Here is an 18,780-nt window from a genome sequence, read left to right as displayed (position 1 = left end):
GCGGGGTCTCGTGCCGGCAGCCGGTCAGCCGGTCCGTGCCGGTCAGTGCCGGTCGGGGAGCGTCTCCAGCGTCTCCACCAGCCGGGCGAGCAGCCGCTCCGCCTCGGGGCGGGAGAAGGCGTCGGCCCGGTAACCCAGCCGCAGGGTCAGCGTGCGGCCCGCCAGAGCGACCAGCCGGAGCGGGAAGTGGGTGCCGTCCTCCACCTCGAAGGCGGTCAGCCGAAGCCCGTCGATCCCGGTCGGGCCATCCGCTTCCAGGGCGCGGTTGACGAACGTGATGGCGGTGTCGAAGAGCGCGCCACCGCTGTAACCGAGCCCGGCACCCTCCCCGGGGCCCGTCGCCTGCCGCTGGATGTCGGCCAGCCCCAGATGGTGGTGCGGCACCAGCGCCAGCTGCTCCTCCTGCAGGCGTGCCAGCGTCGTGATCACAGGCTCCCCGGGCCGCAGCCGCAGCCGGACCGGAACCGTGTTGGTGAGCAGGCCGACGATGTTCTCGACGCCCGGCAACTGTGCGGGACGTCCGGAAACGGAGGTACCGAACAGCACGTCGTCGCTTCCCGTGATCCGGGAGAGCAGCAGCCCCCACGCACCGTGCACGGCGGTACTCACCGTCACCCCGTGGGCGAGGCAGTACGCGGTGAGCTTCCCGGTCGGTTCCCCACCGAGTTCGTGGGTGAGGTGCTGCTGGTGTCCCTCGGCCGGCCCCGTCACGTCGGCGGCGACGTGGGTGGGCCCGGGCAGACCGCGCAGTGCTCCGGCCCAGGCCCGCCGGGAGACGGAGCGGTCCTGGGCGGACAGCCAAGCCAGGTGGTCACGGTGCTGCGGTACGGGGGGCAGCCCGGTGCCGTCACCCCCACGGCCGTACAGGGTGAACAGTTCGCGCATCAGGATCGCGGTGGACCAGCCGTCCCACAGGATGTGATGTGCCGTCAGCACCACCCGGTGACGGCGGTCGGCGAGCTTCAGCACCAGGAATCTGAGCAGCGGTGGCGCCGTCATGTCGAACTTCCGCCGCCGCTCCTCCGCCGCGAGTCGCAGCGCCTCGGTCTCCCGGCCTTCCTCCGGAACTCCGGACAGGTCGCGCTCCGCCCAGGGCGGCCGCAGCCCCTCGCAGACGATCTGCACGGGGACCTCGGTGTCGGCGTGCCGGAACGCCGACCGCAGACCCGCATGCCGCTCCAGGAGTGCGGTGGCGGCCGCTCGCAGAGCCGCCGTGTCCAGCGGGCCGTCGAGGTCGAGACGGAGTTGTGCCGCGTAGGAGTCGAGGCCGTCCATGGCCAGAACACTGTGGAAGAGCAGCCCTTCCTGAAGGGGTGTCAGCGGCAGCACATCGGACATTCCGGGGTGCGCGGCACGCAAGGCGTCGATCTCCGCCTGGTCCAGCCGGACCAGCGGCAGGTCGGCGGGGGTGAGGCCGGCGGCGCCCGCCGGGCGGCAGGGCTCCGGTCGGCCGCGGACCGCGGCCGGAGGGCTCCCTTTGCCCACGGCCCCGGCCGGATCCTCGACGCCGGTGGCCAGACGCGTGTGCGGGGCGAGTTGCGCGACGGTCGGATGCCGGAAGACCTCGCCCACCTCGAACTCGAGGCCGGCCCACTGTGCCTGCGCCACGAGTTGCAGCGCGGTGATGCTGTCGCCGCCGCGGCCGAAGAACGAGTCCTCCACGCCGCACCGGTCCAGCCCGAGCACCTGCGCGAACAGCGCGCACAGGATCTCCTCCCGGTCGCCACGCGGCGGCCGCCCGGTCCCGGCCGACGAGAAGTCCGGTGCCGGCAGCGCGCTGCGGTCCACCTTGCCGTTCGGAGTGACCGGCACAGCGTCCAGCCCGACCACCATCGGGACCATGTGGTCCGGCAGCGAGCGCGCGGCCACCCGGCGCACCTCCTCGGTGTCCAGCACCGTGCCCGGCGCCGGCACCACATGGGCGACCAGTTGTCTGCTGCCCGGACGGTCCTCCCACACCGCGGCAACCACCGCCCGGACCGACTCCTGGCGGGCCAGGGCCGCCTCGATCTCACCGAGTTCGATGCGGAAGCCGCGGATCTTGACCTGGCTGTCCGTCCGCCCGAGGTACTCGAGCTGGTCGTCGGCCCGCCAGCGCACGAGATCACCGGTGCGGTACATGCGCGACCCGGGCGGACCGTACACGCACGGTACGAACCGCTCGGCCGTCAGCTCCGGCCGGCCCAGGTAGCCCTGGGCGATCCCGGCGCCTTCGATGTACAACTCCCCCACGGCGCCCGGCAGTACCGGCATCCCGGCGTCGTCCAGGACGTAGACCCGGCAGTTGGCGATCGGGCGGCCGATCGACGGCGCGCCGGCCGGATCCAGGGGCGGGCTCACGGTGGTGGTGACCGTCGCCTCGGTGACTCCGTACTCGATGAAGATCCGCCGGCCCCCGGTCCACCGTCGCAGCGTCTCGGGGGCAACGGGCTCTCCCCCGGTGACCAGTACGCCGAGTTCGGGCAGGTCCTCGGCCGGTGTCCGGGCCAGGAAGACCGGGGGGATCGCGGCATGCGTGATCCGCTGCGTGCGCAGCAGACCGGCCAGGTCCTCACCCGTCATGGTCCGCCCCTCCGGGGCCAGGACCAGTCGGCCGCCCGCCAGCAGGGTCGGCCAGATGTCGGCCATCGCGACGTCGAAACTCGGCGACACCAGCTGCAGCACGCGGCTTTCGGCATCGAGGCCGTACCGCCGCGCACGGTCCTCAGCCAGGTTCCCGAGGCCCCGGTGCGGCACGACGACGCCCTTGGGCCGGCCGGTGGAGCCGGAGGTGTAGACGACGTACGCGGGATGGTCCGGGCCCCCGTCGGGCGGGGGCGCCACGGAGCGCGCCCGGTCCGACGGGAAGCCCGTGCCGTCGACGAGGAGGCGGGGCGTGCCCTCGGGCACTCTCGTCTCGTGGCTCGTCGTGATCACGTAGGCGGGGGACGAGTCGTCCAGGGTGTGGAGGAAGCGCTCGACGGGATAGGACACATCGACGGGGACGAAGGCGGCGCCCGCCTTGAGTACGGCCAGCATGGCGACGATGAGTTCCGGCGACCGCGGCAGCGCGAGGGCCACCAGATCACCGGCGCCGATGCCCCTGCCGCCCAGTTCGCGAGCGAGCAGGTCCGACCGCGCGTCGAGCTCACGGTACGTCATGGTGCCGGGGCCGTGGACGAGCGCGATGTGCAGGGGGGCGGCAGCGGCCCGTCTCCTGAACAGCTCGGGAACCGTCTGGTCACTCAGGGGCACCGCGGTGGCGTTGAGTCCCGCGAGGAGCCGCTGCCGTTCGGCCGCACTGAGCACGTCGATCGAGGCGAGGGCGGTCTGTGGCGTGGCGGCGACGGTACGGATGAACGTCATCAGGCGTCGCTGGTGCTCCGCGAGGCTCTCCAGGTCGTGCTTCTCGGGATTCCCGTCCAGGACCACGGACATGGCTTCGCCGCCGGGTTCGGGACGAAACGTGATGAACAGGTCGAGGACCGGCCCCGAGGCCAGGTTGTGGCTGGTGGCCGGGGCGTCTCCGAAACGGAGCGGTCCGCCGTACGGCATGAAGTTGACGATGGGGCCCATCAGTGCGCCGACTCCGTCGTCCGGGGCCACTTCGCGCTGCAGATCTTCCAGCCGGAAGCGTTCGTGTTTCAGCGCCGCGCCGACCTCCTTCGTCAGACCCGGCACCAGATCCGTCAGGCCGGCGCCCGGCGCGATGTCCAGACGCACGGGGACGCTGTTGGTCGCCATGCCGGGGATCCGGCGGGCCGCGGCGCTGCGCCTTCCCGTCACGGGCACGCCGAGAATGACGTCCCGGCGGCCCGTCACCCGGTGGACGTAGGCACCGACGATCGCCATGAGCACGATCTGCCACGTGGTGCCGGCCACGGCCGCGGTCTTCCGCAGTTGTTCGAGGTCGTTCTCGGGGAGCCGGGTCGTCAGTCGCAGTCGCAGCCGCTCCTCCGGCAGACCCGGTTCGCCGCCCGGGCGGCAGGGGATCCGCAAGGGCGCCGGCCGGTCGCCGAAGCGCTCCACCCAGTACGCGCGGTCGGCCTCGAAAGCCTCGGAGGCCCGGTACCGGGCCTCGTCGTCGAGAAGGTCTTTCAGCGGGCCGAATACCCGGGGAACCCGGGTATGCCCCGCGGCCAGTACGGAATATATCTCGGCCAGCCGCCGGCCCAGCAGATGGACCCCGTAACCGTCGATGACGACATGGTGCATGCGGTAGTAGAAAAAGAACCTCGTCGCGGAGAGCTTGATCAGAGCGAAGGAGGAAATCGGGCCCCTGCTCAGTTCCACGGGGCGCCGGACGTCGTCCCGCATCCACCGCTGTGCCCGGACGTCCGGGTCATCCGCGTCGGAGACATCGACCAGCAGCAGGTCAGCCGCGTGGTCCGGGTCCAGCACCTGCCACAGACCGTCCTCCTGGACCACGGACTTGATGCGCACGACATCGGCCTCGGCGCGCAGCTCGGTCCAGGCCGCGCGGAACAGGGCGACATCCACCGGACCGTCGACAGCGATGTACTCGGCGCAGTTGTACTTCCGCCCGGAGGGGTCCAACTGATGGGCGAACCACACCCCTTGCTGGCCGGCGGACAAAGGAAGCCGGATGGCGCCCCGGTCGATCATTCTCGACTCCGTCGCTCGCGTTTCCAGGGAATCCCGCGCACGGGACTGCACGGTGCGAACCACCCTGGGTATCACGGCTATAGACCGCCTATACACACTCCGGGTCCGGAGCGGCCGGAGCACCGGGAAAAGGACGATAGGCCGGGTAGCGAAGAAATATAGAAGTGCTCTCCAGGGTCGGACCGACCACGGTCCTGCCGCGAGGAGAAGCCATGACGGACGGTTACAGTGCCTGGGCGCCGCTTGTCGTCACTCCGGCCGACATCGGGGCCGAAGCCGCCCCGGGCGGCCTGATCGGTCATCTGCGTGGCCTCGACGATGTGGAAGCCCTGCTGATCCGGGAGAAAGCACTGGTCTTCCGCGGGTTCCGGGTCACCGGGGCCGAACTGGAGACCGTGATGGACCTGCTGCTGCCGAACCGGCTGGCCTACGTCAACGGCAACTCGCCCCGCACCAAGGTCGGGCAGAACATCTACACGTCGACGGAGTACCCGCCGGAATACACCATCTCGATGCACAACGAGTTGAGCTACGCCCACCGGTGGCCGGCCCGGCTGCTCTTCTTCTGCGAGCGGGCCGCCGAGACGGGCGGCGCCACTCCGGTGGTGGACGGGGTGCGCTGGCTGGAGGCTCTCGATCCCGAGGTGCGCGAGCGCTTCGCCGGTGGGGTGTGCTATTCGCAGCACCTGCACGGCGGCAGGGGCTTCGGCAAGAGCTGGCAGGAAACCTTCGAGACCGCTTCGCGCACCGAGGTCGAGGCGTTCCTGACCAGCACCGGCGCGAGCCATGAGTGGACCCGCGACGGCGGGCTGCGGATCAGCCAGGTACGGCAGTCCACGGTGAAGCATCCGGTGACCGGTGCCGAGGTCTGGTTCAACCAGGCCGACCAGTGGCACGCCGCCGGACTCGGCGACGAGACGGCGGCCGCACTCCACCGGATCATGCCGGAGAAGGACCTGCCCCAGTCGGTCTCCTTCGCCGACGGCTCACCCATCCCGGCGGAGTACGTCAGGCAGGTGCGCGACCGCGGTCTGGAGACCGCGGTCGACGTCGACTGGCAGGCCGGTGACGTGCTGCTCATCGACAACGTCCTGGTGGGGCACGGCCGTCGGTCGTTCACCGGCCCGCGCCGGGTCCTGGTCGCGATGTCCGGCTGATCCGGGGAGGAGATCCGTGGTGATCGCGTCGGGGCCGGTGCCCCCGCTGGGCGGGCATCCACTCGCCGTGTTCCTGGCCCAGGTCGCGCTGCTGCTGGTCGCGACTCTGCATCGCCGCGGGATGTCCGCTGCCCGCCTCGCTGCTCGTGGAGGGCTCCGACCGGACGGTCTTCGCGTCCTTCCTCGGCATCGCGATGTGCGTGAGCGCCATCCCCGTCATCGCCAAGACGCTGATGGACCTCGGCCTGCCGCACCGCACCGTGGGTCAGCTCGTCCTCATCTCGGGACCGGTCGACGACATGCTGGGCTGGTTCGGCCTCTCCGTCGTCACCGCGATGGCCACGAGCGGACTGCAGGCCGGGACCATGTCCCGGCCGGCCGGTCCCCTCCTCTTCGTCCTCTTCCTCGCGGGCGCGGCGCTGATCGGCCGCCCGCTGGTGCACCGTGCCATGCGGGCGACCGTCAGGCCGGCCGAGCCGGGGGTGCCCCTCGGCGTGGCCGTGACGTTCCTGGTCGCGTTCAGCGCGACGACCCACGCGTTCGGCTTCGAGACGGTCCTCGGTGCGCTGGTCGCCGGAGTCCTGATCCGCGGGGCGGGCGAGCGCGTCCTGACCCGGCTGGCGCCACTGCGCACCTTCGTCGTGGCGGTGCTGGCGCCGGTGTTCTCCGCGACAGCCGGCCTGAGGATGGATCTCACCGCGCTGGCCGATCCGGCCGTACTCGTCACCGCGCTGGTCCTGCTGCTCGTCGCAGTCGCCGGCAAGGTCGTGGGGGCCTTCATCGGAGCCTGGCTCAGCGGTCTGGGCCGCTGGGAGGCGATCGCCCTCGGTGCGGGCATGAACGCCCGCGGTGTCGTCGAGGTGATCGTGGCGATGGCCGGTCTCCGCCTGGCGGTGCTGAGCACAGCGATGTACACGGTCCTCGTGCTGATCGCGGTGGTGACCTCGTTGATGGGACTCCCGATCCTGCGCCGGGCCGTGCGCCGCACCGAATCGACCGCCGATGAGGAACGACGGAAAGCCGAGCTCCGGTCCACCCTCCCCAAGGTGGACCTCAGGCCCGCGGAACAGACATAGCCGAGCATCAGCCGAACCCGCCCGAAAGGCAGCCATGAACCAGTCCGCCCTTTCTCCCGCGCCTTCCTTCAGCGTGATCCCCGGCACTCAGGTCCACGAGGTGCTCAAGGGAAAGGAGGATGACGTCACACGGATCGTGGAGGCCGCCTACCGCTTGCACGGTACCGGGCGGACAGTGAATCCAGATTCCTATTTCCTTACTTTTCCGGACCGTCCGTCGTCGCGGATCATCGCGCTGCCCGCGTCCCTGCGGGGCGAAGGGGGTGTGCACGGGATCAAGTGGATCTCGAGTTTCCCGGAGAACGTGGACGCCGGAATCCCGCGCGCTTCCGCGGCCCTGATCCTCAATGACGCCCGTACGGGCTATCCATTCGCCTGCCTCGAGGGCTCCATCATCAGCGCGGCGCGAACTGCGGCATCCGCCGCACTGGCAGCCGCCGAGCTGAGCGGGCAACGGGGCGCACGTCCGACCCGGGTGGGGTTCTTCGGCACCGGGCTCATCGCCCGTTTCATTCACTCCTACCTTGCCGGAAACGGCTTCACCTTTGACCGGCTGGGCATTTACGACCGCTCCGTCCGGCATGCCCAGGATTTCCGCGGGTACCTCGAACGGACCGAGAGCGGAGAGATCACGGTCCATGAGACGGGGGAGGATCTGGTCAGGTCCTCCGACTTGCTCGTGTTCGCCACCACCGCGGCGCAGCCGCATGTGACCGACCCGGAGTGGTTCAGCCACCATCCCCTGGTTCTGCACATCTCATTGCGCGACCTGTCACCAGAAATCGTGCTGGCTTCGCACAATGTCACCGACGACACCGAGCACTGCATGAAGGCCGGCACCTCACTGCACCTGACCGAGCAGCGGACCGGCGACCGCGCGTTCGTGGCCGGCACCCTGTTCGACCTGCTGACCGGGCGGGTGGCCTGCCCGCCGGACCGGCCGGTCATCTTCTCCCCCTTCGGCCTCGGAGTCCTGGACCTGGCTGTCGCCGATTACGTCTACCGCCAGGTGTCCGGGAGCCGCTCCCTGCACGAGGTCCCCGGTTTCTTCAGCGAGTTGAAGCGCTACGGGTGACCGACCCCGTTCACCGCGAGGAAAAAGGACTCGGGGCGCGGCAGAAGGAGGTCGCCGATCGAGTCGCGCTCCGGCAGTCCGGTCAGCACCTCCCGCTCCATTTCGTCGACCTTGCCGGTGAGGATCGCCTGATAGGTCCGGCGGAGGGCCGAGCCCGGGTCCACCCCGAGCTCCTCGTCGAGCAGCTGCCGGCCCTCGTGGAAGACGGTGAAGGCGTCCGCCTGCCGGTCACTGGCGTAGAGCGCCAGCATGAGCTGGGCCCGCAACCGCTCACGGAGCGGATGGGCGTGCACCAGGCCGACCAGCTCCGAGGTGAGCTGAGCGTGCTGGCCGAGCGCCAGGTTCGCGGAGATGCGGCTCTCCAGCGTCTCCATGTAGGCCTCCTCGATGCTCGGCCTCTCGGTGTCCCCGAGATGTTCGGTCACATCGGTGAGGGTCGGGCCCCGCCAGAGGCCGAGGGCGGCGCGCAGCGACTCCGCGGCCCGTAGGTACCTGCCCTCCCGCAGCGCGGACCGGCCGGAGCGGGACAACGCCGTGAAGTCGCCGTAGTCGAAGCGCCCTGTGGCGATCCGCAGCACATAACCCGACCCTTTGCGTACGATCTCGGCATGGCTCTCCAAATGCTGCCGAAGGCGCGAGGCGTACGTGTATATCTGCGCCTGGTAGGTGCCCGGTGGCTGCTTCCCCCAGAGAGCCTCGCCCAGTCGGTAATCAGGTAGCACGCGCTCGCCGGCTAACAATAAGGCCGCAAGCATGGTGCGCTGCTTGGTTCCACTCAGCGGAATCTCCCTACCTTTCACCCATGCGCCGACCGGGCCGAGGATCCGGAATTCCATCACTTTTGAACTCCTTCTTGATGTCACATCGGGGGACATATGGCACGCGACGGCGGGAAGGCTGGTCGCTGGTGCGCAGAAGAACAAGCCCAACAGATCGGTGAATTCTATACGCGGGCGTTGGCCGCGGGATTGGGTACGGGCCCGGAGAGCGGGGGCGAGCAGCCGGGATCGAACGCCGGCGCGGCAGCACGGCACAGCACGTACCGGATCTGCACCATGAGCAGGCGCTTTGCGCCCGAAGTCCAGGACAACGCGAAATATCGCCGCACACGCAAAAGAAACACAGGCCCCCGCCCCCCGTTCCTGTGAGCCGAATTCACCCGGCTCCGCGGTCGATTCATCGCCGCAGCAGCGACTGTAGGCACGCCCCGTACGGGAGTCAAGAAGGATTGGATTACGGCCGACCGCCCGCCCACCCTGCGCCCGGACCCCCGAGTGACCGAATAGTGAGGGATGAATTCACCCCAGAAAAGAGCCGAATGGCGCAATTCGCACACTATGCCCGAATCCGGGTAACAACCGACCGGCCGTGCACGAATCATCGCCACCCATTGACCCGCGAGAGGATTCTCCAGACCACCTGCAATAAATAATTGGCACGTACACTGCCGGGCGACGGATCCGGCACGGAGCCCCGGACCTTGCCCCGGCGGCCTCCGGCACACGGCAGCCGGGCACCCCGCAGCCCCTCCCAGGGCCTCTGCACGGCCCGCAAATGTAACCAGCGAATGAACTCCGGAGCGGGGTCCGGCCCGTCGATAGATTTCGTATAGATGGAATATTGGAGCAATTGTAAGTATTGACATGCGAGTCGAGAAGAGTTTCTTGACGAGAATGGGTTGCGTTACGTGACGGCTATCATCTCGAACCCCATGGATTTCAATGTCGAAGATCTTTACGTGGATCTCCGGCCGAGCGTGGGGCGCCGGCTCTTCCTGAAGTGCGAAGGCTTCAACTTCGCCGGCTCGATCAAGCTCAAGGCTGCCACCGAGATGGTGGAGGCCAAGGAGCGTGCCGGGCTGCTCCACCCGGGTGCGACGCTGATCGAGTCCTCCTCGGGCAACATGGGTGTCGCGCTGAGCATCGTGGCGGCAAGTCGCGGCTACCGGTTCATCTGCGTGACCGACGTGCGCTGCACGCCCACTGCCCGGCGGTTGATGGAAGCGCTCGGCAGCGAGGTGCGTGTCGTCACCGAGCCGGACCAGGAGAACGGGTTCCTCGCAGCCCGGTTGTCGTACGTGCGACAGTTGTGCGCGGCGAACCGCGACTACCTGTGGCTCAACCAATATGCCAACGAGGGCAACTGGATGGGCCACTACAGGACCACGGGAGCCGAGATCGCCAAGGCGTTTCCCCTGCTCGACGTGTTGTTCGTAGGAGCGGGGACGACCGGAACCCTGATGGGGTGCGCCAACTACTTCCGGGAAAACCAGCCGTCGGTCACCATCGTGGCCGTCGACTCCGTCGGTTCCGTGACGTTCGGTGAACCTCCGGACCGGCGCCTGATCCCCGGTCTCGGCACCAGTGTGCGGCCGGGCATCCTGGACATGTCGTACGTGGACGACGTCGTCCACGTCTCCGAGACCGACACGGTCAGGATGTGCCGCAGGCTCGTGAGCCGTGGCTTCCTCTTCGGCGGCTCGACCGGAACCGTGGTCAGCGGTGCGCTCGCCTGGATGACGGCGAACGGCGTGGGCCACGATGCCACAGCGGTCGCCATATCGCCGGACCTCGGAACGAACTACCTTGAGACGATCTACAACGACGAGTGGCTTTCGCGGTCGTACGGATCGCAGCCACTGCCGGACCGGACGCCGTAGACGGACAACGGGTCGATGCCTGCCGCCCCCGGCCGCGAACCGCCCGCCGGTTCCCTCCGGCTTGCTCCCGGTGCGCCGGCGACCGCGGCCACCGCCTCCCGGACAGCGGTCAACTACTCGGCCCTGGAGGCAATGCCGCGTAGTCAAGCCGCGGGCGGGCAAGGCACTGTTCGAAGTACTGGCCGGGCCACTGGCTCAGCCTTCGACGCCCGGTGTGTGCTACCGGCGCCGGCGGACCGTGGCCTTCGACGGCTGCGGGTCACTCAAGGCCCCCGACCAGCCACGCATCCGCGCTCTCCTCGGCAAGATCCAACATCACTGGGGCCTGGCAGGCTACCCGGCACTGCGGCTGACGGCCCTGTGCGAGACGGGAACCCGTGGGCTGCTCGGCGCGGTCTTCGGACCGACGGGCACTGGGGTGGGCTTGATTCGCTTTGACGGACATCAGAGATCAGGGGCTTCGGCCCCGGAAGGAATGCACCGTGCTCATGGAGCACTCCCCTGCGCGGCTGCGACGCAGCCGGGGATCGCGGCGGCGCCGCGATCCCCGGTGTTCGCCGATGCCTGCCTGCCTCAGAACTCCGTTCCGTTGGCGCGCCGGCCCAGCGACTGCGCCAGCGAACTGATCGTGTTGTGCTTGACCCAGGCTCCGGATGCGGAGAGGTCGGGACTGCGGTTGGCCGACGTGCCGTCGGTGTTCGACAGGCTCGAGGAGTAGCTCATCGACTGGACCGTCGCACCGGCCGGATCCTTGAGGATTACCTGATCACCGCTGTTGGACAGGTTGAGGCCACCGGTGCTCGCAGCCACCGCCACGATGCCGCCAGGGATGGCGGAGGCACCACCGAACACGGTGATCGCCTTGCCGGGCTGCACCGTCGTCCCGGACGCGAAGGTGTGGCGTACTGCCGCCCCGTCGCGGATGGTCCAGCCCCCGATGTCGATCGCCGTGCCGCCGGTGTTCACGATCTCGACGCCCTCGCCCGCGGTGTTGCCGCCCGGCTCGTTGGCCAGCACTTCATTGATGATGACGTTGGCCGGGCCCCCTCCGCCGCCCGCCGTGACGGTGACGTTCTTGGTCATGGTGTGCGTGGCGCCGCCGTTGTCCGTCACGGCCAGCGACACCGGGTAGGTGCCCGCCGACGCGTAGGTGACGCTCGGGTTGGTCGCGCTCGACTTCTGTCCGTTGCCGAAGTCCCAGCTGCGACTCACGATCGTGCCGTCGGCGTCGGTGCTGCCGTCCGTGAAGGTGCACGCGAGATCGGTACAGGAGTGCGTGAACGACGCGGTGGGCGGCTCGTTCGCCCCGCCTGTGCCGCCGGTGACGAAGTTGTAGCGGGCCAGGACCGGGTAGTGATCGCTGGTCGTGGTGACGTAGTTGGGAACGTACGCCTGGGGCTGGAAAGCGGTCGCCGAGCCCGGGACGTACTTCGCCTGGACCTCGTCGGTGTTGAGCTGGTGGTCGATGAAGTCCGGGTAGCCGGCCGTCGACGACACCCCGGCCAGCGACAGTGCACGCGTCGGGAAGCCGTAGCGGGCCGTGTCGTTCACGAAGTTGGCGTAGGGCGACGCCTTCCCGGACACGATCGACGTGTCGACGTCGTCGTTCCAGTCGCCGACGACGAAAACGTTCTGCGTCGGGTACGTGGTGTCGAGATAGGATTTGAGAGCCTGCGACGCGGGGTTGCGACGGTTCCACGCATCCGTGGTGGCCCCGGCCTTCGCGTGCAGGACGATGAAGACGAGGTCCCGGCTCACGCCGTCGAAGGTTCCCCGCAGCGTGAACTCCACCGGCGGGCGGCCTGCGAAGTTGCTGTTCTGGTCCGTCAGGATGACCTTCGCGCTCACCAGCGTGGCCATGCTGGTGCGCCATACGAGCGCGACCTTCTGCTCGGTGTTGCCGAAGTCGGAGTAGTACTGCGCGCCGTTCGTCACGACCGGGTCGTTCGCCACGACGCCGGTGTAGCCGGGCATGCCGGCGACGAGCGTGTCGAACGCCGAGGTGCTGACGACTTCGGACAGGCCCCACACGTCCATGTCGGCCCCCGACATGACATCGCGGACGTTCTCCTGCTGCAGCGCCTCGTTGGTCGGGCCGAAGTCCGGCGCGCCGAACCACTCGACGTTCCAGTTGCCCACGTCGAGCTGCGTCGGTGATCCCTGGGACGGGATGGGGGTGGTGGCTGCGCCCACCGCCGGAACGGCAGTGACGGACGCCAGCGCCACGGCGGCGACCAGCGCACATATGAGTGCGCGGAGACTGACTCTCATCGACAACGACCCTTTCGGTGTTGTGTGTTGCTGAGCTCCTGCTACTCCTGCTCACGTGTGAGACAGGCGCAGGGAGCATCCCGTCTCGGCCGATGGGTACACAACCGTCGCAGCGAAACGCGGAGTTACATTTACGTGCACAGCGGGGGCGCGCGGCTCTTTGGCAGCGCGACCGCACCGGAAGCCCGGTCCGGCCAGGCGAGTTGATACATCATGCGGATGCGGGAAGTCAGGGCGGATTCAATCGGTCGTCGCAACACCTCGTGATCAGCGAGGTGTGGGATGGTTCGTCGTCAGCAGGCAGCCGATCGGGCGGTGCGGCCGAAGTTGAGGTCTCCGGGGCATCCGAAGTACCAGCGTCATATCGAGGCGGCGTTCTGGGATGAGATCGCCAAGGGTCTTCTCGCGGAGGAAGCGGCCGGGGTCATCGGCGTGGCGCCAGCGGTGGCCACGCGCTGGTTTCGGCAGTGTGGCGGCATGCGACCGTTCGATCCGAAGCCGCGTTCGGGCAGGTACCTGTCGTTCTCTGAGCGAGAGGAGATCGCGCTCCTCAACGCCCAAGGCAAGGGCGTTCGTGAAATCGCTCAGCAAGTCGGCCGCGATCCGGGGACGATTTCCCGCGGGTTGCGACGCAACGCGGCCACCAGGGGCGGGAAGCTCGATTACCGGCATCGCTCGTGCCAGGGACGGCGGCGCCGGCAACCGGCTGGGCCCGGCCGTACCGATGGCTGACACTACCGCCGAGAAGGAGTACGGGACCGCTCTGGAGCCGGTGGAGCTGGTCGACGCCGAGCTGGTGGTCTCCCTGAACCCGGCGGTGACCCCGGTACGGCCGGGAGATCCGAACCGATACCGGGAATCAGGCGGCGAGGAGCTCCTGCTCACGGTCCGGTGTTTTGATCTTGGGCTTCTTGTTCGGCAGCGAGAGCCGGAAGACCTTGTGCCATGCGGAGAACACCTGCTTGGGCAGCGGGCCGGTGACGTATTCCAGCTCGTACTTCTGGAACAGCGCGCGCACCTTCACCGCGACCTCGGCGTACCGGTTGCTCGGCAGGTCCGGGAACAGGTGGTGCTCGATCTGGTGCGACAGGTTGCCGGTCATGAAGTGCATGGCCTTGCTGCCGCTGATGTTCGCCGAGCCCATCATCTGGCGCAGGTACCACTGGCCGCGCGTCTCGCCCTTGATCGATCGGCGTTCGAAGACCTGTACGCCCTCGGGGAAGTGCCCGCACATGATCACCGAGTGGGACCAGATGTTGCGGACCACGTTCGCGGTGAACGTGGCGGCGAGCGTGGTGAGGAACGACGGGCCCGACAGCAGCGGGTGGATCACGTAGTCCTTGAGCACCTGCTTGCGGATCTTGCGGCCCACGGCCTTGGCCCGTGCGCGGAACTCCGGGTTCTTGCGGCGGCGCTTGTGCAGGTTCTTGCCGAGCTCCAGGTCGTACGCCGCGATGCCGTACTCGAAGAAGCAGGCGTTGATGAAGTTCCACAGCGGCTGGCCGAGGTGGAACGGGTGCCACTTCTGGTCCTCGTCGACGCGCATGATGCCGTAGCCGAGGTCGTTGTCCTTGCCGATCACGTTGGTGTACGTGTGGTGCAGCTCGTTGTGCGAGTGCTTCCACTGATCGGACGGCGAGACGTGATCCCACTCCCAGGTGGTGGAGTGAATCTTCGGGTCGCGCATCCAGTCCCACTGGCCGTGCAGGACGTTGTGGCCGATCTCCATGTTGTCCATGATCTTCGCCACGGACAGCCCGGCGGTGCCGAGCAGCCACGCGGGCGGGAAGATCGAGAACAGGAGCACGCCCCTGCTGGCCAGCTCGAGCTTGCGCTGCACCGAGATGACCTTACGGATGTAGGCGGCGTCCTTTTCGCCGCGGTCGGCGATCACCTCGTCGCGGATCGCATCCAGCTCGCGGCCCAACTCCTCGATCTGCTCCGCGGTCAGGTGGGCGGTGGGGTCGATGGCGGTCAAGGTGCTCCTACCGTTCGATGTCGCAGGGGCCCGCCGCAGCGGACACGCAGGTCTGGATGAGGACGCCCGGCCCGGCCTCGGTGATCTCGCCGGTGCGCAGGTCGCGGATGGCGCCCGCCTTGAGCGGCGTGACGCAGCCGAAGCAGATGCCCATGCGGCACCCGGAGGGCATGAGTACGCCGGCCTCCTCGCCGATGTCCAGCAACGGCGTGGCACCGTCCGCGTCGACGGTCTTGCCGGTGGCGCTGAACGTGACCTCGCCGCCGTCGCCGGCGACGACGATGCCGGGGCGGAAGCGTTCGGTGTGCAGGCGCTCTTGGACGCCGTGTTCGGTCCAGTGTTCTTCGGCGGCGTCGAGCAGGCCCGCGGGCCCGCAGGCCCAGGTCTCGCGCTCGGTCCAGTCGGGCACGAGTTCGTCGAGACGGGCGATGTCGAGCATGCCGTCTGTGTCGGTGTGCACCTCGGTGAGCCGCAACTTCTTGTCCGCGACCAGGCCGTGCAGTTCGTTGCGGAAGATCACGTCTTGCGGCTGTGGTGCGCAGTGGACCATGACGACGTCGTCGAGCTCGGTGTCGCGCAGCATGCCCATCACGGGCGTGATGCCGCTGCCGGCCGTCAGGTAGAGCACCTTGGCGGGCTTGGCCTGCGGCAGCACGAAGTCACCGGTCGCCTGGTCGAGCTGGATCAGCGTGCCCGGTTTCGCCCTGCGGACCAGGTGGTTGCTGACCTTGCCGTCCGGGATCGCCTTCACGGTGATCGTGATGCGGCCGTCCTGGCGGTTTGCCGGCGAGGTGATGGAGTAGCCACGCCACAGGCGCACCCCGTCGACGTCGACCCCGATCCGCACGTACTGACCGGCTGTGTGGCCGCGCCAGCCCCGTCCCGGCCTGATCACGACAGTCGCGGCGTCGCGCGTCTCGGGGTGCACGGCCTCGATGCGTCCGCGCAGGTCAGCGCCCGTACGCAGCGGGCTGACCAGGTCGAGGTAGTCCGACGGCAGCAGCGGCGTCGTGACCATCTCAAGCAGTTTCCACGCCCTGCTGCGGAGGGCTGTACTCGTCATGGCTCCAGCTTGCTGTGCCTGAAGGCGTAAAGTCCTGACCGCAGGACGTAAATCTGCTCGGATAGATTGTTCGCAGGGAACAGAACGTGAGCCATGCAATCCGGAGGGCCAGCGAACTGGCCCTGGATGAGACGACGGTCACCGCACTTCGGGCCGCGCTGAAGACCACCGCCGACGAGGTCGTCCAGGCGATCATCGACGAGGTCCCTCCGTACGCCAACGCCCTTTCGGGCCGCATGGGCGGCACCATCCGCCGAGCCGTCCGCACCGCCCTGGGTCACTACCTGGACCTCGCGAGCGGGAAGGCCACAGGCGGCGACGGCGGTGACGCAGCCTACGAGTTGGGCCGCGGCGAGGTGCGCGACGGCCGTTCGATGGACGCCCTGCTCAGCGCCTACCGCGTCGGCGCCCGCGTGGCCTGGCGATGCCTGGCCGCGGGTGCCGTACCCGCAGGTCTGCCCGCCTCCGAGGTCGCCAAGTTCGCCGAACTGACCTTCGCCTACATCGACGAGCTCTCCGCCGCGAGCGCCGCGGGCCACGCCGACGAACTGGCCGCCCGGGGCAGGGCCCACGAGCGCCACCTGGAACATCTGGCCCGCGACCTCCTCGCCGGCGCGAGCCCGGACGTGCTGCTGGCCTCTGTTCAACGAACCGGGTGGCAGCCTCCTGTCTCGCTGACCGCGGTCCTGCTGCCCGCCGCCCAGGCCCGGCCTGCCTACCGCGCGCTCGACCCGGGCACCCTCGTCCTCGACGATCTGCCGGATGCCGCCGGTGTGCTGCTCGTCCCCGATGCCGACCGATCACATCTCCTGCGGCAGCTGACCGGCCGCGCCGCCGTGGTCGGCCCGGCCCGGCCATGGACTCGTGCGTCCGCCTCGTACGCACGAGCCGTACGCGCCCGGTCCCTCTCCTCCGATATTCGCGACACCGAGGAGCACCTGCCGGAGCTGGTGCTGAGTGCCGACATGGACGCGTTCACAGACCTGCGCACCCGAGCCCTCGCACCGTTGCGGACCTTGCCTGCCGCGACCGCACAGCGGCTGGAGAAGACATTGCGGGCGTGGCTGCTGCACCAGGGCCGGCGGGAGGAGGTGGCGGCGGAGTTGTTCGTCCATCCCCAGACGGTCCGGTACCGGATGTCGCAGCTGCGGGAGCTGTTTCCGGACCTCGCATCGCCCCAGCGGGTCCTCGAACTGACGCTGGCGGTCGGTCTTCGGGCCGGCTGACGCGTACTGACCACCGTCATCGAGGGCACCGTGCACCGGGCGTGCCCGCGCCCGCACACACGCCTCCGCCCTCTATCTCGCCCACTGCACCGGATGCGGCGCCGCCTGCACCGGCCCGTGGAAACAGCTGACCTTCCCATCCCGCGCCGCCTGAGGGGCCGTAAGGCGTTCGGCTCTGTCTCACTTCCGGTGATGACGGACAGTAACAGCAATGATGAGCAGGTCGGCGGCCGGAACCAGCAGGTCCGCGCACCGTGGCGGTCGTTCTCCGGTACCGGCTGATCGGCTCGGCGTGTCCGCGAGAGTCTGGCACGACAAGCTCAGCGACCTCGGTCCGCTGCCACCCGTTCGAACTATCGTGGTCAGAGAGCCGGTCGCACCCTCTGTCACGGCAGCTGTAGTTCTTCATCACGGTTGGTCGTGGCGGTGGTGTCGTTGCTGGTGGCAGGCGGTCGCGACGGCTTGGTGACGGCGTCGCCAGGCGGTCCAGTGCAGGACGTGCTCGCGGTCGCGGGCGGGTGGCGGCAGCACGAGGGCTCGCAGGAGCCGGAGGAGCTCGGGGCAGCTCAGCGGGACAAGTGCGGGCTCGTCCTCGGCGGCATCGTGCACGGAGGTCGGCCCCTTTGGGGACCGGGGGCGGCGACGCGGTCAGTACGGATGACGGTGCCGTCCAGGTTGAGATGGGTGCAGCCGGCGGCTGCCGCCTGTTCATGCGCGGTGGACAGATCCGGGGCGTGGTCGGCGAGCACGGTCAGCCCTTCGTGCAACTAGCGGGATGCGGTGGGCACCGAAACCCCGTTGTCCCGGGCGAGTTGAATCAGCCGGGTCCCCTCGACGAAGCACCGCAGCACCAGGACACTCTGCTGGAAGACGCCCAGAGCGCGGGTCGCCCTGCAGGTGCCGAGCCGTTCGCGGTGCTCGCGCAAGAGTTGGGCGAGAGTCTCGGCGGTCCCCTTGCCGACGTCCAGTGTTGCGGTGTAAGTGATACTGGTCAACGCGTGAGCCTCCGGGTTCCGGAACGTGATCTTCGCAGACCTGTTCCCACCAGGGGCTTCTCGCATATCTGATGCCGGGTCGAGTCCGTCTGACGGCCCTGGTCAGCCAGGAAGATCGCGGATCTGTCGGACGGGCGGCCCGGCCAATACTCTGAGCCCCATCCGCACTGCCTGGGGAGAGTCATGACAAGTAGGTTCACCGAGTTGGCCGTTGACTGCCACGAGCCGGAGAGGCTCGCGGCCTTCTGGTGCGAGGTCCTGGACTTCAAGGTGATCGACCGGAGCGAGGGCAAGGTCGAGATCGGCTCCTGGGTGCCGACCGTCGAGGATGTTCGGGCCCGTCAGATGCCGCCCACCCTGCTGTTCATCAAAGTGCCTGAGGGCAAGACCGCGAAGAACCGGCTTCACCTCGACGTCAGCCCGATCGACGGCAGCACCGAGGACGAGGTGACCAGATTGCTCGGCCTCGGCGCCACCAAGACGGATGTGGGCCAGGGCTCAGACCGAAACTGGGTGGTCATGGCAGACCCCGAGGGCAACGAGTTCGACGTCCTACGCACCCTGGCACCGCAGACCTAGGCCGCTGGCGGGCACCCGGTCACACACCGCAACCGCCACGTTGCCGACAAGACCTCAGTAGGTGCCGGCATCCAAGAGTGAGCGGTCACGTGGTTG

The 18,780-nt window shown here is 68.7% G+C and carries 13 protein-coding genes and 2 pseudogenes; 8 read left to right on the top strand and 7 right to left on the bottom strand.

Annotation, left to right across the window (positions count from 1 at the left end):
* Window positions 1–42: 42 nt before the first annotated feature.
* A complete protein-coding gene (locus KBZ10_RS08855; protein WP_210986960.1) occupies window positions 43–4,605 on the bottom strand; it encodes a non-ribosomal peptide synthetase in 4,563 nt (1,520 codons plus the stop codon).
* 212 nt (window positions 4,606–4,817) lie between these two features.
* On the opposite strand from KBZ10_RS08855, the gene KBZ10_RS08850 reads away from it, so the two are divergent.
* From KBZ10_RS08850 to sbnB, 3 genes are all read left to right on the top strand, one after another.
* Window positions 4,818–5,762: a TauD/TfdA family dioxygenase gene (locus KBZ10_RS08850; protein WP_210986959.1), complete on the top strand. Its 945-nt coding sequence runs from the start codon at window positions 4,818–4,820 to the stop codon at window positions 5,760–5,762.
* A 146-nt stretch (window positions 5,763–5,908) separates the two neighbouring features.
* On the top strand, window positions 5,909–6,838 hold the full coding sequence (locus KBZ10_RS08845; protein ID WP_210986958.1) for a cation:proton antiporter: 930 nt from the start codon (window positions 5,909–5,911) through the stop codon (window positions 6,836–6,838).
* A 34-nt stretch (window positions 6,839–6,872) separates the two neighbouring features.
* Window positions 6,873–7,913, top strand: a complete 1,041-nt coding sequence (gene sbnB, locus KBZ10_RS08840; protein ID WP_210986957.1) for a 2,3-diaminopropionate biosynthesis protein SbnB — start codon at window positions 6,873–6,875, stop codon at window positions 7,911–7,913.
* On the opposite strand, the gene KBZ10_RS08835 is transcribed toward sbnB, so the two are convergent.
* The gene (locus KBZ10_RS08835; protein ID WP_210986956.1) at window positions 7,904–8,635 is read right to left on the bottom strand and encodes an AfsR/SARP family transcriptional regulator; all 732 of its coding nucleotides are present in this window, start codon (window positions 8,633–8,635) and stop codon (window positions 7,904–7,906) included. The two genes, sbnB and KBZ10_RS08835, sit on opposite strands and share 10 nt — an antisense overlap.
* Window positions 8,636–9,624: 989 nt before the next feature.
* On the opposite strand from KBZ10_RS08835, the gene sbnA reads away from it, so the two are divergent.
* Both sbnA and KBZ10_RS29250 read left to right on the top strand, forming a co-directional pair.
* On the top strand, window positions 9,625–10,572 hold the full coding sequence (gene sbnA / locus KBZ10_RS08830) for a 2,3-diaminopropionate biosynthesis protein SbnA (RefSeq protein ID WP_210986955.1): 948 nt from the start codon (window positions 9,625–9,627) through the stop codon (window positions 10,570–10,572).
* A 136-nt stretch (window positions 10,573–10,708) separates the two neighbouring features.
* A pseudogene (locus KBZ10_RS29250) lies at window positions 10,709–10,981 on the top strand (IS4 family transposase); the annotation flags it as partial.
* Window positions 10,982–11,145: 164 nt separating this feature from the next.
* Here KBZ10_RS29250 and KBZ10_RS08825 read toward each other — a convergent pair.
* Window positions 11,146–12,843 carry a lamin tail domain-containing protein gene (locus KBZ10_RS08825; protein WP_210986954.1) on the bottom strand — a complete coding sequence of 566 codons (1,698 nt, stop codon included), beginning with the start codon at window positions 12,841–12,843 and terminating at the stop codon, window positions 11,146–11,148.
* A gap of 282 nt (window positions 12,844–13,125) precedes the next feature.
* On the opposite strand from KBZ10_RS08825, the gene KBZ10_RS29245 reads away from it, so the two are divergent.
* Window positions 13,126–13,575, top strand: coding sequence for a helix-turn-helix domain-containing protein (locus KBZ10_RS29245; protein WP_374223326.1), 450 nt, complete (start codon window positions 13,126–13,128; stop codon window positions 13,573–13,575).
* Window positions 13,576–13,702: 127 nt separating this feature from the next.
* Here the strand turns inward: KBZ10_RS29245 and KBZ10_RS08815 are convergent, their stop codons facing one another.
* Together KBZ10_RS08815 and KBZ10_RS08810 are read right to left on the bottom strand one after the other, a co-directional pair.
* Entirely contained in the window at window positions 13,703–14,821 is a 1,119-nt protein-coding gene (locus tag KBZ10_RS08815) for an acyl-CoA desaturase (protein WP_210986953.1), read from the bottom strand.
* A gap of 7 nt (window positions 14,822–14,828) precedes the next feature.
* Window positions 14,829–15,884, bottom strand: a complete 1,056-nt coding sequence (locus tag KBZ10_RS08810; RefSeq protein WP_210986952.1) for a ferredoxin reductase — start codon at window positions 15,882–15,884, stop codon at window positions 14,829–14,831.
* 86 nt (window positions 15,885–15,970) lie between these two features.
* On the opposite strand from KBZ10_RS08810, the gene KBZ10_RS08805 reads away from it, so the two are divergent.
* On the top strand, window positions 15,971–17,110 hold the full coding sequence (locus tag KBZ10_RS08805; protein ID WP_210986951.1) for a CdaR family transcriptional regulator: 1,140 nt from the start codon (window positions 15,971–15,973) through the stop codon (window positions 17,108–17,110).
* 408 nt (window positions 17,111–17,518) lie between these two features.
* Here the strand turns inward: KBZ10_RS08805 and KBZ10_RS08800 are convergent, their stop codons facing one another.
* Together KBZ10_RS08800 and KBZ10_RS08795 are read right to left on the bottom strand one after the other, a co-directional pair.
* Entirely contained in the window at window positions 17,519–17,719 is a 201-nt protein-coding gene (locus KBZ10_RS08800) for a hypothetical protein (RefSeq protein WP_210987151.1), read from the bottom strand.
* Window positions 17,718–18,105 (bottom strand): annotated as a pseudogene (locus tag KBZ10_RS08795) (IS5/IS1182 family transposase); the annotation flags it as partial. The pseudogene KBZ10_RS08795 and the gene KBZ10_RS08800, both read right to left, overlap by 2 nt.
* Before the next feature lie 183 nt (window positions 18,106–18,288).
* On the opposite strand from KBZ10_RS08795, the gene KBZ10_RS08790 reads away from it, so the two are divergent.
* Window positions 18,289–18,684 (top strand): VOC family protein, encoded by a 396-nt coding sequence (locus KBZ10_RS08790; RefSeq protein ID WP_210986950.1) that lies wholly within the window; start codon window positions 18,289–18,291, stop codon window positions 18,682–18,684.
* The last annotated feature ends 96 nt before the right edge of the window (window positions 18,685–18,780 follow it).

The sequence above is a fragment of the Streptomyces sp. F63 genome, from assembly GCF_018070345.1.
Lineage (GTDB): Bacteria > Actinomycetota > Actinomycetes > Streptomycetales > Streptomycetaceae > Streptomyces.
Note: the sequence above shows the minus strand (reverse complement) of the source record. Positions and strands in the feature narration are given on the sequence as shown.

Coding starts and splice junctions, on each gene's coding strand:
- KBZ10_RS08850 (WP_210986959.1), top strand. CDS start 4,818: ATGACGGACGGTTACAGTGCCTGGGCGCCGCTTGTCGTCACTCCGGCC.
- KBZ10_RS08855 (WP_210986960.1), bottom strand. CDS start 4,605: ATGATCGACCGGGGCGCCATCCGGCTTCCTTTGTCCGCCGGCCAGCAA.
- KBZ10_RS29245 (WP_374223326.1), top strand. CDS start 13,126: ATGGTTCGTCGTCAGCAGGCAGCCGATCGGGCGGTGCGGCCGAAGTTG.
- KBZ10_RS08825 (WP_210986954.1), bottom strand. CDS start 12,843: ATGAGAGTCAGTCTCCGCGCACTCATATGTGCGCTGGTCGCCGCCGTG.
- sbnA (WP_210986955.1), top strand. CDS start 9,625: ATGGATTTCAATGTCGAAGATCTTTACGTGGATCTCCGGCCGAGCGTG.
- KBZ10_RS08810 (WP_210986952.1), bottom strand. CDS start 15,884: ATGACGAGTACAGCCCTCCGCAGCAGGGCGTGGAAACTGCTTGAGATG.
- sbnB (WP_210986957.1), top strand. CDS start 6,873: ATGAACCAGTCCGCCCTTTCTCCCGCGCCTTCCTTCAGCGTGATCCCC.
- KBZ10_RS08790 (WP_210986950.1), top strand. CDS start 18,289: ATGACAAGTAGGTTCACCGAGTTGGCCGTTGACTGCCACGAGCCGGAG.